This window comes from Archangium gephyra, assembly GCF_042230915.1.
In the GTDB taxonomy this organism is placed as follows: domain Bacteria; phylum Myxococcota; class Myxococcia; order Myxococcales; family Myxococcaceae; genus Archangium; species Archangium gephyra_B.
In genome coordinates, this window is the sequence record NZ_CP102578.1 from 751,031 (window position 1) to 770,644 (window position 19,614).

Sequence of the window (19,614 nt, forward strand, 5' to 3'; positions counted from 1 at the left end):
CGTCATGTACCGTCCTGAGGACCTCGGCACCCGGACCGAGGAGCTGATCCGGGCCGGCCGCCTCTTCTTCGAGCGCGGCTGGGTGCCCGCCACCGCTGGCAACTTCTCGGCGCGTCTGGACGAGCGCCACCTCGTCATCACCGCCTCCGGCCGCCACAAGGGCGAGCTGGATGCGGACGGCTTCCTGGTGATGGGGCAGGAGGGCGAGGTGCTCACCCCGGGCCGCAAGCCCTCGGCGGAGACGGCGCTGCACCTGCAGCTGTACCGGCGCGAGGCGTCGATCGGCTCGGTGCTGCACACGCACTCGCGCAACGCCACGCTGCTGTCGCGGCTGAGCCCCGGGGGCGTGGTGCTCGAGGGCTACGAGGTGCTCAAGGCCCTGCCCGGCGTGGAGACGCACGAGGTGAGCCTGACGGTGCCCGTCTTCCCCAACGACCAGGACATTCCCCGGTTGGCGGGGCGGGTGGAGGCGTACATGCGCGAGCACCCCGGCCTGCATGGCTACCTCATCGAGGGCCATGGCCTGTACACGTGGGGGCGCACGGTGGCGGACGCGCGGCGGCACATCGAGGCGTTCGAGTTCCTGTTCGAGTGTGAATTGGAGATGAGGAGACTGAAGCGATGAGCGAGCTGAAGGTGTTCGACGAGGGAGATGCGTCCCGCGCTCAGGTGGACACGCGGGATTTCGAGACCATCCGGCGCGAGCTGGGCGCGGTGGGCATCCGCTTCGAGCGCTGGGAGGCGCGCCAGCCGCTGAAGCCGGGGGCGAGCCAGGCGGAGATCCTCGAGGCCTACCAGGACTCGGTGGAGCGGCTGAAGAAGGAGCGGGGCTTCAAGACGGCGGACGTGCTGAGCATGGCGCCGGACCACCCGGACAAGGCGGCGCTGCGCAACAAGTTCCTCAACGAGCACACGCACAGCGAGGACGAGGTGCGCTTCTTCGTCGAGGGCCAGGGCCTCTTCACCATCCACAAGGCGGGCCGCGTCTTCAACGTGCTGTGTGAGAAGGGGGACCTGATCGGCGTGCCGGATGGGACGCCGCACTGGTTCGACATGGGGCCGCAGCCGCGCTTCACGGCCATCCGCCTCTTCACCAACACCGAGGGCTGGGTGGCCCACCACACCGGCAGCGACATCGCCTCGCGCTTCCCCCGGTTCGAGTAGCGGCATGGTCCAGGCCATCGTCACCGACATCGAGGGCACCACCTCCAGCCTGTCCTTCGTGAAGGAGGTGCTCTTCCCGTACTCGGCGCGCGAGCTGCCGGGGTTCGTGCGCGCGCACGGGCAGCGGCCCGAGGTGCGCCAGCTGTTGGACGAGGCCCGTCAGGTGGCTGGCGGGGCGCTGGATGACGGGCAGTTGGTGGCCACGCTGCTGCGGTGGATTGAAGAGGACCGCAAGCTCGGGCCGCTCAAGGGCCTGCAGGGACTGCTGTGGGAGGCGGGCTACCGCCAGGGTGATTTCCAGGGCCACGTGTACGAGGACGTGCCCCGCCGGCTGCGCGAGTGGAAGGAGCGGGGGCTGCGCCTGTATGTGTATTCCTCGGGCTCGGTGCATGCGCAGAAGCTGCTCTTCGGCCACACGCGCTTCGGCGACCTGACGCCCCTCTTCAGCGGCTACTTCGATACCGGTGTGGGGGGGAAGAGGGAGGTGGCTTCCTACGCGGCCATCGTCAAGGAACTGGGGCTGCCCGCGGCGCAGGTGCTCTTCCTCTCGGATGTGAGGGAGGAATTGGATGCGGCCGCCGCGGCGGGCCTGCGCACCGCGTGCCTGCTCCGGGGCGAGGGCCCCACGGTGGACCCCGGGCCCCACCCGGAGGCCCGCAGCTTCGACGACGTGCACCCGTAGGGCACGCACGCTGGACCCCGATGGGCCAATCTCTTGCGGCTGCTTCCGCCTGAGGAGCCGATGGTTGAGCGTTTCTTGTGCGGAGTGCCTTGCCCTGATTAAAACCGTAGATTCCTGATGGTTTTAGAAGCGCGGTCGGGACCATCTTGAAAATTTGGTACCAGGAATTGACGGTTTTGGAGGAGGCGAGCCTGTTCATAAAGCTGGTCGTCGACACCGACGGCACGCTGTCGAAGGCGAAGCGGTCGCGCTTCGCCGAGCTCGATGACGAACTCGTGGGTCAGTTGGAGGCAGTGGTCCGCAAGCACATGCTCGAGCGGTGAGCACGGCATGCGCGTCAACCCCCGCTCAGCGGTAGCCCTGCTGCCGCATGCGGTTGCTCAGCTGGGTCATCGCCTGCCGCAGCACCCGGTTGAGCAACTCCTGCTCCTCCACGCTGGGCTCGCGGGCGAGCCTCACGTTCAACCCCTTCTCCGGGCTGAAGGAGAGCGATTCGAGCAGGCCCTCGGGCAGGTGTGGCGTCACCAACTCCCGGAGCGCCTCGTCGAGGGCCTTGTCCATCCGGCCACACCCGCATCCGTCTCCGGACATGAGGGCGTCCAGATGGCTGCGCGCGCACAGCGCATCCGGGTGTTCGGGCGGCAGGGCCGCGAGCGCCTGCTGCAACTGCTCCCGCGCCGGGCCGTGCCGGTCCCGGTGTTGCTGGAAGAGCGCATGGGCGACGAGCGCGCGGCCCCACATCTCCCCGCCCGGGGGCGCGCTCTTCACGGCCTCGATCATCGCCGCCTCCGCCCGCGCCTCCAGCCCTCGCTCGGCGAGGAAGAGCCCCTGGTTGCGCAGCACCTGGGACACCAGCTCCGCATCCCCCAGTTGCCGCGCCCGCGCCGCCGCCCGCGTGTAGCACTCGTCCCCCGCCTGTGCGTTGCCCGCTTCGTCCTGCGCCAGGGCGAGCGCGAGCAGCGCATTGACCTCCTGCGCGCCGTCTCCCATGGCCGAGAAGCGCTCGGCCAGCTGGGTGAACGTGCGCACGCGCAGCTCGTGCAGGCCGCCCTGCCGCGCCGTCTCGCCCAGCTCCGCGAGCGTCTGGAGCGTCTCCGCGTGGTGCGGGCCCAGCTTCTGCTCCATCAGGTGGCACAGCGGCTCGAGCACGGCGGCCGCCAGCTCGGGCGCCACGGTTTGCGCGCGCCCACGCGCCTCCCGTGCGCAGGCCTCGAGCAGCTCGGGGGGCAGGTTGTTCGCGGGCCCCAGCGCCTGGGCCTGCTCTCCGGCCGCCACGAGGAGGAAGGCCCGCTGCGCCGTGACTTCCGCCGTGTACGGGTGGCCCGCCTCCCAGAGAATCTGGAGCGCCTCCTCCATGAGGGGCAGGGCCTCGTGGCGCTTCTCCTGGCTCAACACCCAGGCCAGCGGCGCCAGCCCGAAGGCATATCCCGGGTGCGTCTTGCCATAGAAGCGCGCCCGGCCCTCCACTCCCTCTCGCAACACCTGCTCGGCCTCGTCGAAGCGCTCCAGGCGCTCCAGGACCTGGCCGAGGTTCATCAGCACGGTGAGGCGTTTGCGGAGGGCCTCGGGCGTCCGGGCGTCGGTGTCCGCGGCGCGCCGCAGGGCCGCGGCGGCACGCTCGGTGTCTCCCAGGGCGTTGAACAGGCAGGACAGGTCGAACCAGGCGTCAGCCGCTTCGGCGCCGCGTGCGCCCGCGCGGGCCTCGGCGTCCTTCAGGCGTTGGGACAGGAAGGCCTCGGCCTCGAGTGGCTGGCCTCGCCGCAGCAGGCCGATGGCATGGTCCAGGGGAGTCGCGGTGGGAGCGGACATGCCCCGTGTCTAGCATCTCCGCCAGGTGGGGGCCCGGTCAGGCCTCGGCGCGGCGCTTCAGCCCCTCCACGAACTGCTGGAAGGCCTCGGTCATGTCGGGAATCGAGCCGCCAATCAGCGCGAGCATGGGCCCGCTGAACACCTCGTGGAGCGTGAACTCGATGTCGCCGCCCTTGGGGGTCAGCGTGAAGGTGCGCACCCCCTTGAAGAGCCCGAGCGGCATGCCTCCCGACCAGGTCATCTTCTGGTGGGGCACGAACTCCGACACCTTCACCGGAAACGCCCGGCCCGGACTCAGCTTCGTGAAGGCCTTGAGCTTCTCTCCGGGCGCGATGCGTCCCTCGATCTTCTCGCAGGAGGGATCCCACTGGGGCCAGGAGGCCCCATCGGTGAGGATGGCCCAGATCTTCTCGGGGGGCGCATGAATGGTCGTGGTGGCCTTGAATTCCTTCATGGCGCGGCACGCTACCAGGAGGCCCCGAGGCTCCTCAGGAATGAACCTCTCCGCGGTTCACCGGCCGACTCCGCCACGGGAAGGTGAAGGCGAACGCCACCCCGGCCAGGCCCACCAGGATGTAGACGAGCTGGCTGAGGCTGCTCGCCCCCTCGGGCCGCACCTCGCCTCCGAAGAGCGCGGCCACCAGGTTCCACTCGAACAAACCGATGAGCCCCCAGGTGATGGCGCCCACGATGACCAACAGGGCCAATAGCTTGTTGAAGGTGCTCACTTCCCGCGGCGTTCTCGCGTCCATGGCGTGTCCTTTCCAGAATCGGTCCGCCCTGGATGGAGAGGCCTGGCCAGGAATGTTTCGCCGATGGCGGGACATGGCGCGGGCCCGCCTGGCTGGCTGCCCTCAGCCCGGCGCGCGCGGCAGCTCCACGCGGAAGGTGGAACCCACCCCCAGCTGGCTGCTCACGCTGATGTGGCCGCCCATGGTCTCGATGATCTGCCGGGAGATCCACAGCCCCAGGCCGAAGCCGCCGTAGTGGCGCTCGGACACCGCGCGCTCGAAGCGGCCGAAGACGCGCTCCAGGTGCTCGGGGGCGATGCCGAGCCCCGCGTCACTCACGGCCAGCCGGGCGCGGCCCTCCGCCGCCTCCACGGTGATGCCGATGGGCTTGCCCTGCCCGTACTTCACCGCGTTGGAGACGAGGTTGGTCACCACCTGCTCCAGCCGCAGCCGGTCCCAATGGCCGGACACCGGGCCCGGGGCCTCCAGGGTGAGGCGAGAGCCCGTGCGCGCCAGCTCCTGCTCGAAGCGCTCCGCCACCTCGTGCACCAGGGCGGCCAGGTCCACCGGCTCCGGCCGCAGCACGAGCCGGCCCGCCCCCATCCGGGTCACGTCCAGCAAATCATTCACCAGGTGCAGCTGCCGCTTCACCTGCCGGTCCGCCACCTCCAGGCCGCGGCGCAGCCGCTCCGGGGCAATCCCCTCGGGGTTGCGGGCCAGCGTCCTCAGCAACTCCTGCACGTGCAGCTGGATGGCGGTGATGGGCGTGCGCAGCTCGTGGCTGGCGATGGAGAGGAACTCCTCGCGCAGGCGGATGGCGTCCCGGGCCTCGCGGTAGAGGCGGGCGTTGTCGAGGGCCAGGGCGGCGTGCCGGGCCAGCTCCTGCGCGAGCGCCAGGTGCTGGGTGTCATAGGCGTGGCGCGCGGAGACGAAGGACAGCGCGCCGATGGGCTGGCCGCGCACCAGCAGGGGCACGCACAGGTAGGAGCGCGCCGCCTGCTCGCACGGCAGCGCGAAGTTCCCGGCCGCAACGGGAGGCAGGGGGCCGCGGTCCGCGCTCAGCTCCGGCCGCCCCGAGGTGATGACGCGCGAGACGGCGGACTCCCCCAGCGCCAGCGGCCCCAGCTCGCGGGGCAGCTCCGGCTGCTCTCCGGCACGGGCCGTGGCCACGCAGCTCACCGCGCCCTCCTCGCCGAGCAGGTACACGTAGCAGCCGTCCGCGTAGGTGGGGACGGCGAGGTTCGCCACGCGCTCCAGCGTCACCTCGTGCTCCAGGGAGCTGGCCAGCACGGTGCCCGCCTCCGCGAGGAAGCGCAGGGCCTCCTCGGCGCGCTTGCGCTCGGTCATGTCCGCCAGCACGGAGAGGCACAGCCGCTGGCCGCCGGCCACCTGCAGCGCGGTGGCCCACATGGACACGTCGATGGGCGAGCCGTCACGCCGGCACCGGCGCATCTCCTGGCCGAGGATGGACTCGCCGCGGGCCACGCGCGCCAGGTTGGCGCGCAGCTCCTCCAGCTTGTCCGCGGGCACGATGGGGGAGGTGCGGCCGAGCACCTCCTCGGCCTTCCAGCCGAAGATGCGCTCGGCGGCGGGGTTCCACAGGCGCACGGTGCCATCCAGCTCCAAGAGGGCGATGGCGGTGGGCGAGGACTGGATGATGGCCTGGAGCGTGTGGTGGGCGTCGTGCAGGGCCTCGCGGGCGGTGCGCTCCTGGGAGCAGAGCCGGGCGCGCTCGAGGGCCTGGGCGGCGTAGTGGGCCAGCAGCGTGAGGAAGACGCGCTCGTCGTCGTCGAAGGGGTGCACCCCGGGGAAGCCGAAGACGAGCATGCCCAGGCCGCGCCCATCCACCTGCAGCGGCAGGCAGGCCACGGCCATGGGGCGCACGGACGGCGCCAGCGCGCGCACCCGCTGCTCCGTCTGGGGGTAGCGGTGGAAGAGCTCCTCCTGCGAGGTGAGCAACACCGGCTGGCCCCGTTGGAGGGCGTCGTCCAGGGGCGTGCCGGGTCCCAGCGGCAGGGCCTCCACCGGCCCCGTCACGTCCGGCGGCAGCCCCACGCTGCGCAGCAGCCGGGCCTGGGTGCCGGACTCGTCCACCAGCCACAGGCCCGCCACCTGGGCGCCGATGGCCGCCACGCCCTGGTCGATGACCACCTCCGCCACGCGGGGCGCGGTGAGCACCTGGGAGAGGGCGGCGTTGAGCGTCTGCAGGCGGGCGGTGCGCGCGGCGACGCGCTCGGCGCGGGTGCGGGCCTGCTGCGCGGCCTCGTAGAGACAGGCACGCTCCAGGGCCTGGGCGCTCTGCCGCGCCAGGTCCAGCAGCAGGCCGCGCTCGTCGGCGCTGAACGGCCGGGGCGCGTCGAAGCCGAAGGCGATGGCCCCCAGCGTCCGCCCGCGGGCGCGCAGCGGCAGGGCGGCCGCGGCCCGGGTCTCCTCCGGCGAGAGGACGAGGGACTCCGGGAACGAGGTGGCGAGCGCCTCGTGCGACTCCAGCCACACCGGCTCGCCGGTGCGGTACGCCTCGGCCACGGGCAGGGGGGCGCTGATGGGGAAGCGGCCCGGGCGCGCCAGGGCGACTCCCTGGTGGCTCACCACCTCGAGCTGCCCGGGCTCGTCCGCCCGCGGCATGACGGCGACGGCCCGGTCCGCGCCGATGGCGGAGAGCGTCTCCTCGACGATGACGCGCACCACCTCGGCGGGGGTAAGGGCCTCGCCGAGGGCCACGGTGACGCGCTGCAGGCGCTCGAGCCGCGCGGCGGCCACCTCCGCCGCATGCCGGGCCCGGCGCTCGGCCTCGTAGGCATGGGCCAGGTCCAGGGCCAGCCCCGCCCGGTCCGCCAGCTCCTGCAGCAGCAGCCGCTCGGCGTCGTCGAAGGGGGGCTCGTGTGGCTCGCGGTAGACGGCGAGCGTGCCCAGCGGGCGCTGGCGCACGTGCAGCGGCAGCAGCAGCAGGTGGGCGGTGAGGGGACACGGGGCGGCCTGCGGCCCGGGCGGTACCTGGCGCTGCAGCTCCGTGAGCTCCGCCATCCGGCAGAGCAGGGCGCGGCCGGTGCGCAGCACCACCGCATAGGGGTTCGCGTCGGCGCGCCGGGGGCCGAAGACGAGCCGCTCCAGCACCTCGTGGGGCCACCTGTCCGTGTGGGCCGAGGCCGCCGACTCCAGCCAGCGGCCATCCGCGGACAGCAGGCGCACATGGCAGGCCGAGCCCAGCCGGGGCATCACCAGCTGGCACAGGCGCTCGAGGACGGCGCGGGGCTCCAGGCCGGCGTCGGCGAGCTGTTGGGACGCGTCGACGAGCAGGGCCAGACGCTCGGCGTCCGGCGCTCCCGCCTGTGTGCGCGCCTCTCTGGCTCCAGCTCCCACCGAGGTCTCCGACAACCGCTTGAACTGGCGCATGTGAGCACGAAACCCGGGGCCCCGGAGAATCCATGAGGTTGGTCACCCCCTGCGAGACCCGGCAAACGATGGATTCCCGACGGATGGGGCCCTCCCGGAGGACTCCGGGCCCTCCCCCCGCGAGGAGGCGGGGCAGTCAGTGTGCACCAGCGGTGACTGGAAGGGGTGAATCGGGCCGGGAAGTCATGAAAGTCTTGAGTTGACGGGGCCCGGGGCCGTCAAAGGGCTGTCCCCGGACCGGGGTTGGGCTAGAGGAGGCGCCCTATGAGTGCACCGTCCCGTTCCACCCCCGCCGTTCCGGCAGCCGCGGAGCCCTCCAAGCGCATCGCCACGCTGGCGTTGGGCGCGTTGGGCATCGTCTACGGAGACATCGGCACCAGCCCGCTGTACGCACTGCGCGAGTGCTTCAGCGGCCCGCACCGGGTGGCGCCGACGCACGAGAACGTGCTGGGGGTGCTGTCGCTCGTCTTCTGGGCGCTCATCATCGTGGTGTCGGTGAAGTACCTCGTCTTCGTGATGAGGGCGGACAACCGGGGCGAGGGCGGGATTCTCGCGCTGATGGCACTGGCGATGCAGCGCAAGCGGGGCGAGGAGGTGAAGGTGCGGCCGGTGGTGGTGACGCTGGGCGTCTTCGGCGCGGCGCTGTTGTACGGAGACGGGCTGATCACCCCGGCCATCTCCGTGCTGAGCGCGGTGGAGGGCCTGAGCGTGGCCACGCCCTTCTTCGAGCCGTACGTCCAGCCGCTGACCATCGCCATCCTGGTGGGGCTGTTCCTCATTCAGCGCCACGGGACGGCGGGGATTGGCGCCATCTTCGGGCCCTTCATGCTGGTGTGGTTCCTCACGCTGGCGGTGCTGGGGGTGAAGGAGATGGTGACCTACCCGGCGGTGGTGTGGGCGGTGTCGCCGATGCAGGCGGTGAAGTTCTTCCTGCACAACCGGGGGCACGGCTTCCTGGTGCTGGGCTCGGTGTTCCTGGTGGTGACGGGCGGCGAGGCGCTCTACGCGGACATGGGCCACTTCGGCTGGAGGCCCATCAAGTGGGCGTGGTTCGTGCTGGTGCTGCCGGCGTTGATGCTCAACTACATGGGGCAGGGGGCGCTGCTGCTGCGCGATCCGAGCAAGGCGTCCAACCCCTTCTTCCACTTGGCGCCGACGTGGGCGCTCTACCCGCTGGTGGCGCTGGCCACGGGGGCGACGGTCATTGCCTCGCAGGCGCTCATCTCGGGGGCGTTCTCGCTCACCCAGCAGGCCATCCAGCTGGGCTACACCCCGCGTCTGGAGGTGGTGCACACCTCGGCGGAGGAGCGGGGGCAGATCTACCTGCCGGGCATCAACCTGGCGCTGCTGGTGGGCATCATCTTGCTGGTGCTGGGCTTCAAGTCGTCGAGCAACCTGGCGGCGGCGTACGGCATCTCGGTGACGACGACCATGGCCATCACCACGGTGCTGGCGTACGTGGTGGCGCGCGAGCGCTGGCACGTGTCACGGCTGGTGGCGTTGCCGGTGGCGGCGGTGTTCATGGTGGTGGACCTGTCCTTCTGGGGAGCCAACGCGGTGAAGATCGCCGCGGGAGGCTGGTTCCCGCTCACGATGGCGCTGTGCGTGTTCACGCTGATGACGACGTGGAAGCGGGGGCGGGACATCCTGGCGAGCCGGCTGAGGGGCAGCAGCCTGCCGCTGAAGCAGCTGCTGGACAGCTTCGGGGAACACCCGCCGGTGCGGGTGCCGGGCACGGCCATCTTCATGACGGGCAACCCGGAGGGCACGCCGCCGGCGCTCCTGCACAACCTCAAGCACAACAAGGTGCTGCACGAGCAGGTGATGCTGCTGACCATCGCCTCGGAGGAGGTGCCGCACGTGCCGTCCGAGGAGCGGGTGGAGGTCATCAAGCTGGAGGAGGGCTTCGTGCGGGTGATTGCGCGCTACGGCTTCATGGAGAACCCGAGCATTCCGGACATCCTCAAGCGGGGCCGCGAGAAGGGGCTGCAGTTCAACCTGATGGGGACGTCGTTCTTCCTGGGCCGGGAGACGCTGATTCCGAGCAAGAGGCCGGGGATGGCGATGTGGCGCGAGGCGCTCTTCTCGTGGATGTCGCGCAACGCGCGCAGCGCGACGGCGTACTTCCGGATTCCGCCCAACCGGGTGGTGGAGCTGGGCGCGCAGGTGGAGCTGTAGTCCCTCCTCTCCCTCTCCCACCGGGAGAGGGTCGGGGTGAGGGTGCCAGGGCCCCGGGTCGAGCCCGTGGAGGCGGACCGTGGCTCTGGAGCCGCTACCCCGGTTTCCGGACGGACAGGCCGAACATCAAGGGCAGCTCGGGGACGCCCTCGGGCAGCAGGTAGCGGTGGCCGGGGGCCTCGCGCATGCCCTGGATGCCGTTCCAGCCGTTGGCGTAGCAGTACTCCTCGAGCCGTTCGAGCAGCAGCCCGTTGCGGAGGAAGGGATTGATGACGTCCCCCAGCCCCCACTGGAAGCCGTGGCACGCGTGGGGATTCTTGAAGTCCCGCACGCCTTCCTCGTAGCCCGAGGGCACGAGGCCCTTGCCGGACAGGGCGACGTAGTCCCCCACGCCCACGGCCTCGGGGACGTGGTGGCCGCCGCCGTAGGGGTAGGTGAGGCGCAGCTTCTCGTCGAAGAGCCAGAGGACGGGGTGGAACTCGACGAGGACGAAGCGGCCGCCGGGCTTGAGGACGCGGGAGATGCCCTCGGCCCAGGGCTTCAGGTCGGAGAGCCAGTAGGTGACGCCGTAGGAGCAGAAGACGATGTCGTAGCGGGCCGGGGGCGCGGAGGCGAGCCAGTCGTAGACGTCGGAGCGCTCGAAGGTGCCGGGGAGGCCGGAGCCGGCGGAGAGGGAGCGGGCGAAGCCGATGGCCTCGTCGCTGATGTCCACGCCGGTGACGAGGGCGCCGCGGGCGGCGAGGCTGAGGGTGTCCTGCCCGGAGTTGCACTGGAGGTGGAGGAGCGAGCGGCCGCGCAGCTCGCCGAGCAGCTCGAGCTCCTCGGGGAAGAGGGTGGAGCCGCCCTCGCGCAGGAAGCGGGCCTGGTCGCCCTTGTGGCTGTTGTGGGCGCGGGTGGCGGCATTCCAGGAGAGGCGGTTGGCCTCGTGCAGGTCCTTCTTCAGCATGGGGAGTCTCCGGGGCGTGGGGCGAGCGTACCGCCGGGAGACGCGGGGGCGCGCGGCGGACTGACGGGGGGCAACGCGGAGGGGAGGGCCCCGGTGGGAGGTGGCACCGTGCCTGGCTGCCCGCCCTCTCCGGTGTCTCGGATTGTCCGCGCTCGAGAAACGTTTGTCGGTGACAGTGCCACGGCCCCATGGGGCAGGGTGGACGTCCGTGGTGGACGGAAGCCCCGGGGTGTCCGTCACGGAGCGGACGTCCCGCGTGCGCTCGCTGGACATTGCACCGCGCGCACGCTCCTCGCGAGGGGCACGCCGTCACTACTGATTTACCCAGCGTGGGTGCCGCGTTGCCCACGCTGGGGAATCTTCATGCACGCTACGTGTCCGCCTGCCCGCTCGCTCGGCGTCGTCTCTGGCCTCGGTGTCTCCCTTCTGGCACTCGCCGTTCTGGTGTCCGGCTGTGGTGGCTACTCCGTGGAGCCAGATTCGTACCCGCAGACCGGGCCCGCGCCCGTGGTGGACACCCCACGGCCTCGTCCCGGGATTCCCACCTCGTCCGAGCCTCCTTCTCCTTCCGCTCCTCCCGGGGTCCCCACCTCCTCCGAGCCCCCACCTGGAGTTCCCACCTCCGCGCGGGGTGGCTTCGTCATCGTGACGGGCGATGACGCCGATGACATGTGGCATTGCGAGGAGAGCCGCTGCGGTGGCCTCTATCCCTCGCTCTTCCGCGCCGCGCTCTCCCGCTCGCGCTCGGGGGGCAAGGGCATCCTCGCCATCGGCGTCAACGGCGGGCAGGCGCTGGCCACCTTCGACAGCTGGAACAGCCCCACCCACGGTGGCCCCAACGCCCGTGTCACCCACGTGCGCTCGGCCGGGGACATCGCCCGGGTGGACTTCACCCGCTTCGCCTTCGTCTACCTGCCCTCGTCGGAGCGCCACACCCTGGGCGGCCTCACCGACGCGCAGATCGCCGCGCTCAACGCGCGCCAGCCGGACCTCGCGCGCTTCGTCAACGAGCGGGGCGGCTCGCTCATCGCGCTCACCCAGGCCGAGGCCCCCGGCGGCTGGGGCTTCCTTCCCATGCCGCTGCAGACCCAGGACATCGAATTCGACGTCGCCGAGCCCACTCCAGAGCTGCGGGAGTTCTCGCCCTCCCTCACCGCCTTCGAGCTCAGCCACAAGGCCTTCCACAACGTCTTCACCGGGCCGAGCGGCTTCTCGGGCCTGCGCGTGCTCGCCTACAACGACGAGGCCTACAACCCGCACGCGGGCGCGCCGGTGATGCTCGGAGGCTCCGCCGTCATCCTCACCGCCGAGGACTGCGCCGACGGGCATGACAACGATGGGGATGGCGCGGTGGACGGCCAGGACACGGACTGCCTCGTGTGCGGCAACGGCCGCGTCGACCCGGGCGAGGCTTGTGACGACGGCAACCCGGTGGGCGGGGACGGCTGCGGCGCCACGTGCCAGAAGGAGAACCGTGCGCCCGAGGCCACCTGCCACGATGTATCGGTGTGCACCGACGCGGGCGTGTGCGTGGCCAACATGCCCGCCGGCGTGGCCACCGCCACGGACCTGGATGGGGATGCCGTGTCGTGGGACCTGCACCCGCTGGGCCCGTATGCCCCGGGCACGCATGGCGTCTGCGTCACCGCCTCGGATGGCCAGGCGCAGGACTCGTGCTGGTCCAAGGTGACGGTGCGCGACTGCGAGGCTCCCGCGCTCGCCTGCCCCGCGGACTTCACCGTGGAGTGCTCCAGCCAGGGGGGGGCCGTCGTCTCGCCGCCGCCCGCCACCGCCACGGACAACTGCGGCACCGCTTCCGTGACGCAGCCGGCGGCCCGCTCCCTGCCGCTGGGCTCTCATCCCCTCGAGTACTCGGCGGTGGATGCGTCCGGTAATACCGCCACCTGCGCCCGCAGGGTGACGGTGGTGGACACGCTCTCGCCCCACCTCGTGTGCCCCGAGCGCATCGTCGCCGAGTGCACCGGCCGCAACTCGGCCTGGGTGGTTCCCGGCACGGCCACCGCCACCGACGCCTGCACCCCCGCCCAGGTCTCCGGCCCCACGGCGGACTGGTACCCGCTCGGCTCCAACGTCGTGCGCTACCGCGCCAGGGACGCCTCGGGCAACGAGTCCTCGTGCACCTCGGCCATCGAGGTGGTGGACCAGACGCCTCCCACCGTCACCCTGTCGCCGCCCGCGCCCCTCTGGCCCGTGGACCAGCAGTACCGCACCGTCCGCCTCGAGGACTGCATCGTCGTGCACGACCAGTGCAGCGGCGGGCTCACGAGCACCGGGGCCTCGGCCGCCATCTCCTGCGTCTCGTCCGACGAGGCGCGCAGTGGCACCGAGCCGGACGTCGTCTTCGTGGACGCCACCACCGTGAAGGTGCGCGTGGACCGCTCGGCCAGCGGCAATGGCCGCGTGTACTCGCTCCACTTCGAGGTGCGCGACACGGCCGGCAACCTCACCCGCGGCCTCTGCCCCGTGGGCGTGCCCGTGGAGCGCGGTGGGGCTCCTGTCATCGACAGCGGCGAGGTCTGGCGCTCCTGCCGCCCCGCGGGCGAGGGGCTCACCTGGAAGCCCATCCCGGTGGCGGGGTAGCTACTCGTCGAGCAGCATCGGCGAGAAGCCCGCCGCGTCACACGAGGCCAGCACGTAGCGGATTCCGGCCCGCTCGCCCGTGAAGCCGGCGGGGATGCCTCCCGCGTGCAGGTGCCCGTACACGCACACCTTCGGCTTGAACGCCTCGATGGGGCCCAGGAACGCCGTCGTCTTCTCGTTCGCGTACAGCGGCGGGAAGTGCACCGCCACCACCCGCGTGAGCGGCTCGGCGCTCTCCTTCTCCTTCTTCTCCGCGTCCGCGATGGAGGCCGCCAGCCGCCGCGTCTCCCGCTCCACGTACCCCGCGTCCCCCGACTCGTCCCCCATCTCCCCGCCCGGCATCGGCGGGGCCTCGGGCGCCGTCCACAGCCGCGTGCCCGCGATCACCCACCGCCCGATGACCACCGAGCTGTTGTGCAGGAAGTTCTCCAGCGTCTTGTACGGCTCCAGCAGCCTGCGCAGCTTCGACGCCGAGTCTCCCCACCAGTAGTCGTGGTTGCCGCGCACCAGCACCTTGCGCCCCGGCCGCTCGTCCAGCCACTTCAGATCGTCCAGCACCTCCGTGGGCCGCGTCGCCCAGGAGATGTCCCCCACCACCAGCACCACGTCCTCGGGCCGCACCTTCTCGTCCCAGGCGCGCTGCAGGGGCAACGGATGCTCCGCCCACCCGAAGCGGTGCATGTCCTTGTTGCGCGTGGACGGCAGATGGGTGTCCCCGATGGCGAAGAGACGCATGCCTTCTCCTAACCCACCCCGCCCCCTGGATCTTCCAATTATTTGGTGTAACAATTGAATTCCAAGAAAAACAGGCTTCCCTTGCGCAATAAGAAAGTGCATCTTATCGCGCCAGTCCCCCCAGCTTCGTTTCACGAAGGAGTGCTGTCCATGCACCCGTTCCGTAAGCCTCTGGCCACCCTGGCCGCTGCCCTCGCCCTGGCTGCCTGCGGTCCGCAGGAGCCCACCCCCCCCACCACCCCGGCCGCCACCGAGGACTCTCGCACCCCCGCCCAGCGCGAGGCCGAGCGCACCCCGTACGAGCTGGACGCCGCCTTCGCCAAGGCCGGTGCGGACTTCGGCGTTCCGGCCGATCTGCTCAAGGCCATCTCCTACACCGAGACCCGGTGGGAGATGGTGCAGGGCCAGGTGGAGTTCGAGGGCCTGCCCGCGGCGTACGGTCTGATGGGCCTGCGCGGTGCGCAGCTCTCCGAGGGCGCGCGCCTGGCCGGCGTGTCCGAGGAGGCGGTGCGCACCCAGCCCGAGGCCAACATCCGGGCCGCCGCGGCGCTGCTGTCCTCGTACGCCAACGAGCTGAAGGTGGAGCGTGCGGACCTGGGCGCGTGGGCCCCGGCCGCCGCGAAGCTCAGCGGCATCGACAACGTCGAGGCGCAGGCCCAGTACGTCCACCAGGGTGTGTATGACATCCTGCGCAAGGGCGCGGTGGCCCAGACGCCCGCGGGAGACCTGGCCGTGGCGCTGCTGCCCAACCAGGTGCAGGCGAAGTTCGCCTCCGCGGGCGTGGTGCGCTCGATGAGCGCGGACTACGCCCCGGCCATCTGGCGGCCCTCGCCCAACTACAACTCGCGTCCGGCGGGCACGGACATCTCCATGGTCGTCATCCACACCTGCGAGGGCAGCTACTCGAGCTGCTGGAGCTGGCTGGTGAACAGCGCCTCCGGCGTGAGCGCGCACTACGTGGTGAACGAGAGCGGCTCGGAGATCTCCCAGCTGGTGACCGAGGCCAACCGCGGCTGGCACGTGGGCGCCAGCTACGACTGCAGCCTCAACGGCAGCGTGATGTGCGGCCTCAACGGCACGTCGGTGAACAACTTCGCGGTGGGCATCGAGCACGGCGGTTTCGCCAGCCAGACGTCCTTCCCGGCCGGGCAGATCGACGCGTCGGCGAAGCTGACGTGCGACATCACCCAGAGCCAGGGGATTGTCCGTGACAGCTACCACATCGTGGCGCACGGCCGGCTGCAGCCCGCCACCCGCACGGACCCGGGCCCCAACTGGCCGTGGAGCACGTACATCAGCAAGATCCAGGGCTACTGCGGTGGCGGTAGCACGGGCAGCATCATCATCGACAGCAACCAGGCCAACAACGACACCTCCAAGGGCTACATCGAGGTGACGGGCACCAGCTGGGTGTCCTCCACGAACGTGGGCGGCTACTACGGCTCGGGCTACTACGCCTCGCCCACGGCGGCGGTGTCGGAGCCGGTGACGTTCTACTTCTACCTGCCCGCGGCGGCCACCAAGACGATCGACGCCTGGTGGACCTCGGCGACGGACCGTTCGACGACCGCGCCCTTCATCGTCTACAACGCGAGCGGCACGAAGCTGGCCACGGTGAACGTGAACCAGCAGATCAACGGCGGCCGGTGGAACACGCTGGGCACCTACAGCTTCACGGCTGGCTGGAACAAGGTGCAGCTGAGCCGCTGGACCACGGCGGGCTACCAGGTCATCGCGGACGCCGTGCAGGTGCGGTAATAGAAGTGGCGTGATGACTCGGGACTTCGCGAAACAAGCGTGGCGGGGCGGGGTGCGGCGGTTGGCCGTGCTCGCCCTGCTCGGGGCCGGATGCAAGGCGGGCACGTGTGGCTCGGGCGCGTCCGGCTCCGGGCCCCTCTCCGAGCAGGAGCGGAGGGGGTTGCCGGGAGTGATTGCCTTCGTGTCGGAGCGAGCGCCCCAGAAGGATGTCTGGCTGGTGCGGCCCGCCACGGGTGAGCAGTCGCAGCTGACGCGAGGTCCCGAGGACGAGTACCCCGGCGCGCCGTCTCCGGATGGCGCGTCGCTGTTGGTGGTGGCGGCGGCGGAGGTGCAGGGGGTGCACGTGGAGCAGCTGAGGCTGGCACCGCTGGACGGTGGACCGGTGGTGATGGTGTCGCCGCCGCGGGGCCGGGCGCGCAACCCGAGCTGGTCGCCGGACGGCAGCTGGTTCGTGGCCGAGTCGGACGCGCAGGGCTTCAGTGACGTGGTGAAGCAGGCGCCGCGCGCGGGCGCGGAGGTGGCGCGGCTGACCGAGGCGCCCGAGGGCAACTTCGAGCCGAGCGTGTCTCCGGACGGGACGCAGGTGGTGTTCGCGTCCAGCCGCACGGGCGATCCGGAAATCTACGTGATGAAGGCGGACGGGACGGATGTGCGGCGGCTGACGTCGTTCCACAAGGAGGACATGGCGCCGAAGTGGAGCCCGGACGGGAAGTGGATCTCGTTCGTGAGCGACCGGGAGGGGCGGGTGCGGGTGTTCGTGGTGAAGCCGGACGGGACGGAGCTGCGGGCGGTGTCTGGCACCCAGCAGACGGGCGAGGAGCGGGAGCCGGCGTGGAGTCCGGACGGGAAGAAGCTGGCCTTCGTGGGGCGGGCGACGGACCAGAAGGCGCGCATCTGGGTGGCGGACATGGCGGGTGGGGAGCCGGTGGCGCTGACGGATGGGAAGAGCACGGATGACCAGCCGGAGTGGAGCCCGGATGGGAAGTACCTGGTGTTCGCCTCGGAGCGCACGGGAGACGTGGAGCTGTTCCTGATGAGGGCGGACGGGAGCGGCCAGACGCAGTTGACGAACACGAAGGGCGCGGACTGGTTGCCGCGCTGGTTCGTGCCGAAGGCGCCGCTGCCCGCGGGCACCTGAGCCGATTTCCCCTCTCCCCTCGGGAGAGGGTCGGGGTGAGGGTATCCGTGCCCCGGGTTCCCCACTTGAAGAAGCCCCCCGGGTCCTGAGCTCGCTGGAGCTCCCCGGGGCACCTTGCCATTCCCGAGAACGGACCGCAGACTACCTGACCTGAGACGTCAGGCCCTCCGCTATACTGGGCAGGTTCAGTGAGGGAGAGGCCAGGGGGCCTGTCCGGGAGGGGAGGTGCGGGGGAATGGGACGCGGGAAGGCCGCCCTGAGGAGGGAGTACGAGGCGCTGAAGAGGGGTCAGCCGGAGGGACAGGAGCGGGGCCGCCGGCTCGAGGGACTCGTCTACGAGCTGCTCGAGTCCGAGTCATTGCACCCCCGGCGCAACACCCGGCCACCTGGGGAGGAGATCGACATCTCCTTCATGGACGGACACCGGCACTTCCTGCTGGAGGCCCGGTGGAGGGCGCGGGTGTCGGTGGGGGATGTGTTCGCCTTCCGGGGAAAGCTCGAGGGCAAGCTGACAGGGACGCTCGGGGTGTTCCTCTACCTCGGAGCGGAGTTCAGCAAGGGCGCCATCCGGGCCCTGACCTGGGGCAAGGAGATCAACACCGTGCTCTTCAACGAGCACGACCTCGATGACGCGCTGTCTCCCGCGCACTCGTTCCGCGAGGTGCTCGACCTGAAGCTCCGACACGCGGCGCATTTCGGGGAGTGCCACCTCCCCTACATGACGCTCCTGGAGAGTTGGAGGCCCCGATGAAGAGAAGGTCTTTCAAGCTGTCTGGCCGCCCGAAGGTTGCATTCATCGTCGAGGGCAACGAGGGCAAGTGGCTCGTGGAGGCATTGGCTCGCAAGGTCGTGACGCGGCTGCGCCTGGAGGAACCGCCATGCTTCGAGACGGTGCGGTTGTTTGGCGCGCCTCACATCATGGGCATTCTCTCCATCGTGCTCATCCTGTCCGGCAGGGGCTACGAGCGGGTCATCGTCGTCTTCGACACGCACACCCGGGACAAGCAGCGCATCGCCGGCCTGCTCCGGGAGATCCAACTCCCGCTCATCAAGGCAGGTGTGTCCGAGCGGGTGCTCCTGGTGCCCGCGGTGCCCGCCATCGCGAGTTGGGTGCTCGCAGACGGGAAGGCCCTCGAGCGGGTTGCTGGAACGCACCTTCCGGAAGGGACCTCTCGTGCGCGAGGCCGGCCCGAGGCGCTCTTGAGGCAGTTGCTCGGAGATTGGAGTGACAGAGAGCAGAAGCGGGTGGCGCGCTACCTGGAGCCCGAGCGGATCCGCACCCGGGACAAGAGCTTCGAGGCCTTCGTCCGGGCGCTGCAGCTGGCGCTCGGGGCCGGTGCGAACCCCTCGTCCGAGGCGCAGGAGCCCGCGGTCACGTGAGGGGCGTGGCCAGCCGCTGGAAGCGCGCCATGAAGCGCCCGTCGATGAAGTCCTTCAACCGCCACGGGGCGCGGCCGTGGAAGGCCAGTCCCTTCCACTCGCCCACCGCGGTGCCGTCTCCCGCGTTGAGCAGCGAGAGAAAGCCGGATTGGGCCCGGTAGGGCCTCGGCGTGCCCGAGCCCGTGAGGAAGGCGTGCAGGTTGTGCCGCAGCACCGGCCCCTGCCTCACCGCGTACACGCCGGCCTTCGGCACGTGTTGTCCGCTGAGGAAGCCCGCGCAGTCTCCCGCCGCGAAGAGTCCCGGGTGTGAGGGGCTCTCCAGCGTGTCCTTCACCGCGAGGTAGCCCTGGGCGTCCACGGCCGCACCGCTCGAGGCGAAGAGCTCCGGTGCCCGCGCTCCCGTGGCCCACACGCACGTGCCGAAGGCGAGCCGCTCGCCCGAGTCCAGGTGCGCCACGCCCGCTTCCAGTGCCGTCACCCGGCACTCCAGGCGCAGGTGGATTCCCCGGCGCTCCAGCAGTCCACGCACCCGGCGCGCGGCCGCGCGGGAGGCACCCCGGGGTACCTGGGGCCCGTCCTCGAGCAGCACCGTGGGCCGGCCCGTGCGCGCCTGGAGGCACAGCGCCAGCTCCACGCCCGCCGCGCCACCGCCCACCACCAGCAGCGGGCCTGTCGCCTGGTTCGCCGCGAGACGGGAGAGGGCCCCCTCCAGCGGCTTGAGGGACACCGCGTGCTCGCGCACCCCGGGCACCGAGTCGCCCGCGGGCAGTGAGCCGATGTCGAAGCTCGCCGCGTCGTACGCCAGCGTCCGCCCGTCTCCCAGCCGCAGCTCCCGCCGGTCCGCGTCCAGGCCCGTGACGCCGCCCGGCTCCAGCCGCGCTCCGGCCGCTCGCGCGAGTCCCTCCAGGTCGAAGCTCAGCGCCTCCAACGCGTACTGCCCCGCCAGGTAGCCCGGCACCCTCCCGCTGTAGAGCTGCGTGCGCCCCCGCGACACCAGCACCGTCTCCACTCCCGGCCAGCGGGCGCGGGCCAGGGCCTCCAGCACGAAGAGGTGCGCGTGACCGGGGCCAGCGAGGACGAGGCGTTTCACGGGGCGCCA

The 19,614-nt window shown here is 71.0% G+C and carries 17 protein-coding genes; 10 read left to right on the top strand and 7 right to left on the bottom strand.

The annotated features are described in order from the left end of the window. The first annotated feature begins 4 nt into the window (after positions 1 to 4). From NR798_RS03100 to NR798_RS03115, 4 genes are all read left to right on the top strand, one after another. Positions 5 to 625, top strand: coding sequence for a methylthioribulose 1-phosphate dehydratase (locus NR798_RS03100; protein ID WP_375769891.1), 621 nt, complete (start codon positions 5 to 7; stop codon positions 623 to 625). Continuing rightward, positions 622 to 1,164 carry an acireductone dioxygenase gene (locus NR798_RS03105; RefSeq protein ID WP_375769892.1) on the top strand — a complete coding sequence of 181 codons (543 nt, stop codon included), beginning with the start codon at positions 622 to 624 and terminating at the stop codon, positions 1,162 to 1,164. Before NR798_RS03100 ends, NR798_RS03105 begins: the two co-directional genes overlap by 4 nt. Before the next feature lie 4 nt (positions 1,165 to 1,168). Next, positions 1,169 to 1,846, top strand: a complete 678-nt coding sequence (mtnC, locus tag NR798_RS03110; RefSeq protein ID WP_375769893.1) for an acireductone synthase — start codon at positions 1,169 to 1,171, stop codon at positions 1,844 to 1,846. A 146-nt stretch (positions 1,847 to 1,992) separates the two neighbouring features. Continuing rightward, positions 1,993 to 2,169: a hypothetical protein gene (locus tag NR798_RS03115; protein WP_375769894.1), complete on the top strand. Its 177-nt coding sequence runs from the start codon at positions 1,993 to 1,995 to the stop codon at positions 2,167 to 2,169. 25 nt (positions 2,170 to 2,194) lie between these two features. Here NR798_RS03115 and NR798_RS03120 read toward each other — a convergent pair whose 3' ends face one another. From NR798_RS03120 to NR798_RS03135, 4 genes are all read right to left on the bottom strand, one after another. Next, positions 2,195 to 3,655 carry a tetratricopeptide repeat protein gene (locus NR798_RS03120; RefSeq protein WP_375769895.1) on the bottom strand — a complete coding sequence of 487 codons (1,461 nt, stop codon included), beginning with the start codon at positions 3,653 to 3,655 and terminating at the stop codon, positions 2,195 to 2,197. A gap of 37 nt (positions 3,656 to 3,692) precedes the next feature. Then, a complete protein-coding gene (locus tag NR798_RS03125) occupies positions 3,693 to 4,109 on the bottom strand; it encodes an SRPBCC family protein (protein ID WP_375769896.1) in 417 nt (138 codons plus the stop codon). 34 nt (positions 4,110 to 4,143) lie between these two features. After that, positions 4,144 to 4,407: a DUF378 domain-containing protein gene (locus NR798_RS03130; protein WP_375769897.1), complete on the bottom strand. Its 264-nt coding sequence runs from the start codon at positions 4,405 to 4,407 to the stop codon at positions 4,144 to 4,146. A gap of 102 nt (positions 4,408 to 4,509) precedes the next feature. After that, entirely contained in the window at positions 4,510 to 7,779 is a 3,270-nt protein-coding gene (locus NR798_RS03135) for a GAF domain-containing protein (RefSeq protein ID WP_375769898.1), read from the bottom strand. A 264-nt stretch (positions 7,780 to 8,043) separates the two neighbouring features. Here NR798_RS03135 and NR798_RS03140 point away from each other — a divergent pair, with 264 nt between their 5' ends. Beyond that, positions 8,044 to 9,957 carry a potassium transporter Kup gene (locus tag NR798_RS03140; protein ID WP_375769899.1) on the top strand — a complete coding sequence of 638 codons (1,914 nt, stop codon included), beginning with the start codon at positions 8,044 to 8,046 and terminating at the stop codon, positions 9,955 to 9,957. 94 nt (positions 9,958 to 10,051) lie between these two features. On the opposite strand, the gene NR798_RS03145 is transcribed toward NR798_RS03140, so the two are convergent. Beyond that, positions 10,052 to 10,903, bottom strand: coding sequence for a class I SAM-dependent methyltransferase (locus NR798_RS03145; RefSeq protein ID WP_375769900.1), 852 nt, complete (start codon positions 10,901 to 10,903; stop codon positions 10,052 to 10,054). 363 nt (positions 10,904 to 11,266) lie between these two features. On the opposite strand from NR798_RS03145, the gene NR798_RS03150 reads away from it, so the two are divergent. Continuing rightward, positions 11,267 to 13,504, top strand: a complete 2,238-nt coding sequence (locus NR798_RS03150) for an HYR domain-containing protein (RefSeq protein ID WP_375769901.1) — start codon at positions 11,267 to 11,269, stop codon at positions 13,502 to 13,504. Here the strand turns inward: NR798_RS03150 and NR798_RS03155 are convergent, their stop codons facing one another. Then, positions 13,505 to 14,239, bottom strand: a complete 735-nt coding sequence (locus NR798_RS03155; protein ID WP_047854606.1) for a metallophosphoesterase — start codon at positions 14,237 to 14,239, stop codon at positions 13,505 to 13,507. A gap of 150 nt (positions 14,240 to 14,389) precedes the next feature. On the opposite strand from NR798_RS03155, the gene NR798_RS03160 reads away from it, so the two are divergent. From NR798_RS03160 to NR798_RS03175, 4 genes are all read left to right on the top strand, one after another. After that, the gene (locus NR798_RS03160) at positions 14,390 to 15,997 is read left to right on the top strand and encodes an N-acetylmuramoyl-L-alanine amidase (RefSeq protein ID WP_375769902.1); all 1,608 of its coding nucleotides are present in this window, start codon (positions 14,390 to 14,392) and stop codon (positions 15,995 to 15,997) included. Positions 15,998 to 16,010: 13 nt separating this feature from the next. Continuing rightward, positions 16,011 to 17,135, top strand: coding sequence for a TolB family protein (locus NR798_RS03165; protein WP_375769903.1), 1,125 nt, complete (start codon positions 16,011 to 16,013; stop codon positions 17,133 to 17,135). Positions 17,136 to 17,370: 235 nt separating this feature from the next. Continuing rightward, complete coding sequence (locus tag NR798_RS03170; protein WP_375769904.1) at positions 17,371 to 17,886, top strand: hypothetical protein; 516 nt, start codon at positions 17,371 to 17,373, stop codon at positions 17,884 to 17,886. Next, positions 17,883 to 18,515 (top strand): hypothetical protein, encoded by a 633-nt coding sequence (locus NR798_RS03175; RefSeq protein ID WP_375769905.1) that lies wholly within the window; start codon positions 17,883 to 17,885, stop codon positions 18,513 to 18,515. Before NR798_RS03170 ends, NR798_RS03175 begins: the two co-directional genes overlap by 4 nt. Here the strand turns inward: NR798_RS03175 and NR798_RS03180 are convergent. Then, positions 18,508 to 19,605, bottom strand: a complete 1,098-nt coding sequence (locus NR798_RS03180) for an FAD-dependent oxidoreductase (RefSeq protein ID WP_375769906.1) — start codon at positions 19,603 to 19,605, stop codon at positions 18,508 to 18,510. The genes NR798_RS03175 and NR798_RS03180 overlap by 8 nt on opposite strands. Positions 19,606 to 19,614: the final 9 nt, after the last annotated feature.